The organism is Nonomuraea antri (assembly GCF_013283785.1).
In the GTDB taxonomy this organism is placed as follows: Bacteria; Actinomycetota; Actinomycetes; order Streptosporangiales; family Streptosporangiaceae; genus Nonomuraea; species Nonomuraea antri.
Map to the genome: position 1 here is coordinate 23,344 of NZ_JABCPZ010000137.1, position 6,000 is coordinate 29,343.

Sequence of the window (6,000 nt, forward strand, 5' to 3'; positions counted from 1 at the left end):
AACCTGCGAGCTGTGTGACCATTCCCGCGCCGGTGCCGTCTAGGTGAAATGTGACCATCGAAAAAGCGCGGAGGGCGGCATCATCGAGGAGCTTTACCGCGAGCACTGGCCGCTCGTGTGCGGGTTCCTCCTACGCAGGACCCGCGACCCCCATCTCGCCGAGGACCTGGCCCAGGAGACGTTCGTCAAGGCGACCAGGGCCCTGCTGGGCTGGCGCGGGGAGAACGCGGCCGCCTGGCTGCTCACGATCGCGCGCAACGTCCTCATCGACCACGTCCGGCGGGCCCGGCGCGACCTGCCGCTGCCCGACCCCGACGAACTGGGCGCGCCCGCGCTGCACGCCGACCCGCTCGAGGTGCGCGACGCGCTCGACCGGCTGCCCGAGCAGCACCGCAGGCTGCTCACCCTGGTGTACTTCGAAGGCTTCTCGCTGGTGGAGGTGGCCGCGATGACCGGCAGATCACCCGCTTCGATCAAGACCGCCGTGTGGCGGGCCAGAGCCGCCTTCGCCGACATGTACGGAGTGAACCGATGACCGATGATTTCCCCGAGCTGCCGGACTTCGACCCGAAGGCGGCGAAGCAGGCCGTCAGGCGAGGCATACTCCGCACGGTCTCGATCGTGCTGTCGATCATCCTGACCCTCGCGGTGCTGGCCACCGCCGGCTCCAGGCTGGTGCAGGAACGCGGCGACCGGGGCAAGCGCATGACCGAGGTGCTGGGCACCGCGTTCAAGCTCTACAACCCGGCCTACCGCCTGGCCGGCGGCACCTGCTGCGAGACCACGCCGCTGTCGATGTCGTTCCGGATGGAGGGGACGCCAGTGCGCGCCCACGGCGGCTTCAACGCGCTGGGCGGCGACACCTACACCATCACGCAGAACTTCTTCGGCAGGGTCGGGCACCTGCCGCTCGGCCACCCGGCCAACACGCGGCTGTCCTTCTCCCTCTACAACGTCGGAGGCACGCTGGCGCCCAAGGAAGAGGTGACCAAGGTGCTCGCCCGCCTGCCCCAGGACCTCAACGCGCTGGCCGTGGTGGAGTTCGCCAGGCCGCTCACCGAGCCCGAACTGGTGGCCTTCACCGGGCGGCACGGGGGCTGCCCGTCCCGCGTCGTCTACGAACGCCGTACCGGCTCGCTGCCCATCACCTGGAGCACCGGCGACTGGGACTACGGCGACGTCAAGGAGACCGCGTGCGGCATCGACCTGAAGGAGTTCCGCAAGTGGGTCGGCATCCTGCGCGACCACGACGACGCCAACCTGCGCAGCTTCGACCTGTCGCTGGCCCGGCTGCGCAAGGCGGCCGACGCGGGCCTGGCCTACGCCTACGTGGACGACCTCGTCTCGATCGAACGCCTGCGTACGATCATCGCCGATCCGCTGGTGCGCACGGTCCGGCTGGCCGACGTCGCCTTCGACCTCGACCGGCCCTAGACGGCCAGGGCGTGCGCGGTCAGGCCCGCCCACGTCTCGGCCTTGGCCACGAAGGCCGGCGCGTGGTCGGGCCAGTGGTGGCGCAGCCTGGCCTCGGCGTGCCCCTTGGCCGCCATCGCCAGCCGCCGCCGCGGATCCTCCTTCAGATCCAGTACGGCGTCCACCACCGCGTCCACGTCGAACGGCACCACGAGCCCGCACTCCACGCCCTCCACCAGCGACGCCGCCTGCGCAGTGCTGATCACCGGCAGGCCGCGGCCCAGGTAGTCGAGCACCTTCGTGGGCACGCCCTCGATCGTGGGCGCGGCCAGCGAGAGTCCGGCCAGCGCGCCCTCGGCCATGCGCAGGGCGTGCCGGTTCGGCACGTAGCCGAACCAGTCGAGCAGGCCCACCCGCTGGGCGTCACGCAGCATCGGGCGCACCTCGCGGCCGGCCGGGCCGATCAGGTCGAGCCTGATGCCGTGCGGCGCCAGCCGTTCCGCCAGGCCGATCAGCTCGGCCACGCCGCGCTCGGGGGAGAGCCTGCCGATGTGGACCACCCTGGTGTCGCCGGGAGGGGGCGGGCTGGACGACACCAGGGTGGCTTCTGGAACGTCCGCCGGGGTTATCACGCGATGCCGCCGCCGGGCCTTGGCCAGGTGGCGGTCCTGGACGTCCTCGCGCACGTCCCAGACGACCGGCGGACGGCGGTACGGCAGCGCGCGCAGCAGCCGCCGCTCGTGCACGATGAGCAGGTCCGCGTCTTTCAGCCCGCGTCTGAGCGCGGCGCGCGCCCGGCCGATCGCGGCGTTCCTGCCCACGTCGATCGCGGTCAGCCCGACGACCGGCGTCACGTTGAAGTAGGTGAACGGGGCGACATACGTCACCTCGTGGCCCGCGTCGAGCAGCGCCCTGATCTGCCTGTGCATGATCCGGGCGTCCTCTGGGTGATGGACGGTGGTGGCGACACATGCCCGCATGTGTCGATGCTCCGTGCTTACCAGGTCAAAGGCGTTAATGCGGGTGGAACGGCCGCTTAACTTCCAGAAGGACGCCGATACAGCCAGGTCAGGCGAGGTTCGAGCACCCACTTGAACACGGTCCGGGTCTCCGGCAGGCACAGGATGATGGCCAGCGCGAACGTGCTGGAGGCGATCGCCAGCACGCCGAGCGGCCCGTGCAGCCACGGGAACTCCAGCCAGCCCTGGTCCTTGGCGATCAGGACGGGGATGCCGTGCAGCAGGTAGCAGTACAGCGTGCGCGTGCCGAGGTCGGAGTACCAGGTGTCACTCCTGGGCACCAGCGACAGCACGGCGAAGCACATGGCCAGCGAGCAGATCAGCAGCCCGGCCTTCAGCCCCAGGCCCATCCACCACGACAGGTCCATGTCCTTGAAGCTGTGCTTGAAGTAGAACGGGTCGAGCGGGGACTTGGGCGCGATGAAGATGGCCACCGCCGCCGCGCACACCAGCGTGACCGCCGACACGATCTTGATCCATCGCCGGTTCAGCAGCTCGAAGTGCTCGGGCTGCATGACGAGCCCGATCACGAAGAACGGCATCAGACCGAAGAAGCGGTCCATGCTGAAGTCGCCCTTGATCTGCGAGAACCCGGCGAACATGTAGATCGCGATGGCCACCGGCACCGGGTGCTTCATCCGCTTCCACACCGGGGTGGACAACCGCCAGAACAGCAACGCCAGCAGGTACCAGTTCAGCCAGGCCGGGTCGATGATCGTCAGGCTCCACTTCTGGCCCAGCGCGAAGCGCAGCGCCGCGTAGCCCACCTCGACGATCACGTACGGCACGACGAACGTGTCGACCAGCTTGTTCGTCTTCGCGTTGGAGTTCCAGAAGTTCCTCGACAGATAGCCACTGATCATCACGAACAGCGGCATGTGGAACATGTAGATGAAGATGTACAGCGACCTCGACGAATGCGCCGACAACGTGGGCACCAGCGAGTGCCCGAGCACCACGAGCGCGATCAGCACGAACTTGACGTTGTCGAGATAGGGGTCGCGCTGCCGCTTCTTCGGTGGCTCTTCCTGTGACTCGGGACGCTGACCCCGTTCGACGCCGCCCGGGTCGGTCTGGTCGGTCCAGAACGCCCCTTCGGGCAGCGGCCAGCGCGTTCCCGTCTGCGCGGGACCGGTTTCCTCTTCAGTGGTCTTGACGGGCGGAGAGTGTTTGGTGTCAGACACGGGAAGATCGCTCAGCTTCGCTTGGGGTCGGGGTCTCACGATAGGCAACACGCCTTGCAGATGCCTTACGGCGCCGTGCGCGTTGCGTCGCCGACCCGCAACACATTATCCCGCCTGTACGGTTTCTGTCTCACGAGCCAATCCAGAAAGCCCGCTTCCACAGGGAACTTGGAGGCTCAGGTACAGGCGTTCTTCTGCTCCGAGGCGGTGATCGTGCTGTTGTTGACGCTGTCGGGCAGCTTGGTCACCTTCACCGATTTGAAATCGGCGCCGACGATGAGCTGCACCACCGGCGAGGCCTTCGCCGCCGCGCCCGCCGAGGGCAGCGGCACCGGCGAGGTGTAGGGCTCCTTGGTGGCCGGCTTGAGCATGCCCGCCACCGGGGCCGGCTTGGGCAGCACCATGCCGGCCAGCACGCCGGCGTAGTCGCCGCCGGTGGCCGACTTCTTGCCGTAGCGGATCTCGGTGTCCGTCTGGCCGTCCGCCGCCTGGTAGTTGCCCACCTCGACGACCTTGAAGCCCTGCTTGCTCAGCATGTCGGCGACCTCGCGGGCCTTGCCCTGCGTGGCGGTGCCGTTGAGCACCTGCACCTGAACCTGCTCGGGCTTGATCGTGACCTTGGGCTTGGTGCCGGTGCTCGCGCTCGGCGCCGCCGTCGGCAGGACCTCGGTGTCGCTCTTGACCGCGGTGAACAGCTCGTCGGCGTCGGGCTGCTTCCACACCACGCGGTTCTCGTCCGCCGGGTCGGGGCCCCACGGGACGGTGGTGAACTTGACCCCGCCCGCCGTCAGCTCCTTGGCGCTGGTGGCGATCTCGATGAGCCTGCCCTTGTCGTTGGCCAGCTCGGGGTCCATGGTGACGGAGCCCGCCACGGCCTTGATGAACGAGGTGAGCTTGCCCACGTCGGTCAGCAGCTCGCTGCTGGTGGCCTTGGCCACGACCTTGCTGAGGAAGATCTGCTGGCGCTTGATGCGCTGGATGTCGCTGCCGTCGCCGTACTTGCGCAGGCGGACGTAGCCCAGCGCCTGCTCGCCCATGAGCAGGCTCTTGCCCGGCGGCAGGTGCAGCTTGGAGTCCTTGTCGTCGACGCCGGACTTCAGGCAGATCTCGATGCCGCCCAGGGCGTCGACGATGTTCTTGAACCCGCTGAAGTCGACCTCGACGAAGTGGTTGACGCGGATGCCGGTGAGCGTCTCGATCGTGGACATCGTGCACGCGATGCCGCCCGTGTTGTACGCCGAGTTGATCATGTCCCGGCGCGGCGCCATCTCCTGCTTGGTGGTCTCGTTCTTGCACCGGGGGATCTGCACCATCGAGTCGCGCGGGAAGCTGATCAGGCGTGCCTGGTCGCGGTTGGGCGAGATGTGCATGAGGATGATCGTGTCGGTGCGCTTGCCGCCGGCGTCGGCCTCGCGGGCCAGCTTCTGCCCGTACCTGGCGTTGCCCTTGCCCGCGCGGGTGTCGGAGCCGACCAGCAGCACGTTCAGCGCGCCGGTGTCCGGCGGGCGCGGGTTGAGAATGTCTTCCTTGACGCTCTTCTGGTTGATCGCGCCGAACGCGTCGCGGTAGACCGTGTACGCCGTCAGCGACCCGGCGACCATCAGCGACGTGGTGGCGATGCTGACCCAGGCGAGCACCCGCATCCGGCCGTTGCCGGAGCTCCCGCCGCCGCGTTTCCGTGGCGGGAGGTCTCCCGGCGGAGGCGGTGCGGCCCCGGCCGCCCTGCGCGCCATGCGGCTGCCCGGCTGCGTCGGGGCGACCATGCGGTCCTGCACGGACGCGCTCCGGTAGTCACTCATACGCCCCCTAGCCTGCTCTCTCGCGCATATCGCGCTGGCTTGGTCGATCCGCGCCACGAGACTAGGTCACGTACGGCGTACCCGGTGCCACGACCACGGGAATCAGCCGTGACCCGGGCCTGATGAATCCGCGGCACAGCATACTCAGACCCGGACATTTCGTGGAATATCATCGCCCAACTCTTTACCGTTTGCGCTGGTCAAGCCGGATGCTCAGCGCCGCCGCCAGCCCTGCCAGGGGCACGGCGGGAAGCACGTACCGGTAGTCGAACTCGGCCACCGCGGGCGGCGCGACGAGCAGCACGACGGCCGTCGCCCAGGGCAGCAGCCACGTCGGCGCCACCGATCGCGGACCGCGCGGAACAGGCGCGCGCCGGGCACGCCACCCGCGTACGGCCGCCATCGCGGGCGGCACGAGCAGGACGGCCAGCAGTGCCGCGCCAGGCAGGCGCGCCACGCCCTGATAGGCCCGCAGCCATCCGGCGAACGGCTCGACGATCTCGGTACCGATCGCACCCCGCTCGTAGAGCTTGGCATAGTCGGCGCCGACACGCGCGGGATAGCGCCCAGGTGGTGGGGGTGGCG

At 68.7% G+C, this 6,000-nt stretch carries 5 protein-coding genes and 1 pseudogene; 2 read left to right on the forward strand and 4 right to left on the reverse strand.

Annotation, left to right across the window (positions count from 1 at the left end):
• Positions 1 to 43 precede the first annotated feature (43 nt).
• The gene (locus tag HII36_RS34580; protein ID WP_173527517.1) at positions 44 to 535 is read left to right on the forward strand and encodes an RNA polymerase sigma factor; all 492 of its coding nucleotides are present in this window, start codon (positions 44 to 46) and stop codon (positions 533 to 535) included.
• Positions 532 to 1,434, forward strand: a complete 903-nt coding sequence (locus tag HII36_RS34585; protein ID WP_173527518.1) for a hypothetical protein — start codon at positions 532 to 534, stop codon at positions 1,432 to 1,434. Before HII36_RS34580 ends, HII36_RS34585 begins: the two co-directional genes overlap by 4 nt.
• On the opposite strand, the gene HII36_RS34590 is transcribed toward HII36_RS34585, so the two are convergent.
• From HII36_RS34590 to HII36_RS34605, 4 genes and pseudogenes are all read right to left on the reverse strand, one after another.
• Entirely contained in the window at positions 1,431 to 2,342 is a 912-nt protein-coding gene (locus HII36_RS34590; RefSeq protein ID WP_236004163.1) for a glycosyltransferase, read from the reverse strand. The two genes, HII36_RS34585 and HII36_RS34590, sit on opposite strands and share 4 nt — an antisense overlap.
• 107 nt (positions 2,343 to 2,449) lie before the next feature.
• On the reverse strand, positions 2,450 to 3,616 hold the full coding sequence (locus HII36_RS34595) for an acyltransferase family protein (RefSeq protein ID WP_173527520.1): 1,167 nt from the start codon (positions 3,614 to 3,616) through the stop codon (positions 2,450 to 2,452).
• Between the two features lie 176 nt (positions 3,617 to 3,792).
• Positions 3,793 to 5,415, reverse strand: a complete 1,623-nt coding sequence (locus tag HII36_RS34600; protein WP_173527521.1) for an LCP family protein — start codon at positions 5,413 to 5,415, stop codon at positions 3,793 to 3,795.
• Positions 5,416 to 5,599: 184 nt separating this feature from the next.
• Positions 5,600 to 6,000 (reverse strand): annotated as a pseudogene (locus tag HII36_RS34605) (hypothetical protein); the annotation flags it as partial.

What these genes read in the sequence shown, in the direction of transcription:
- HII36_RS34590 (WP_236004163.1), bottom strand. Translation starts at nt 2,342, where the DNA reads ATGCACAGGCAGATCAGGGCGCTGCTCGACGCGGGCCACGAGGTGACG.
- HII36_RS34600 (WP_173527521.1), bottom strand. Translation starts at nt 5,415, where the DNA reads ATGAGTGACTACCGGAGCGCGTCCGTGCAGGACCGCATGGTCGCCCCG.
- HII36_RS34585 (WP_173527518.1), top strand. Translation starts at nt 532, where the DNA reads ATGACCGATGATTTCCCCGAGCTGCCGGACTTCGACCCGAAGGCGGCG.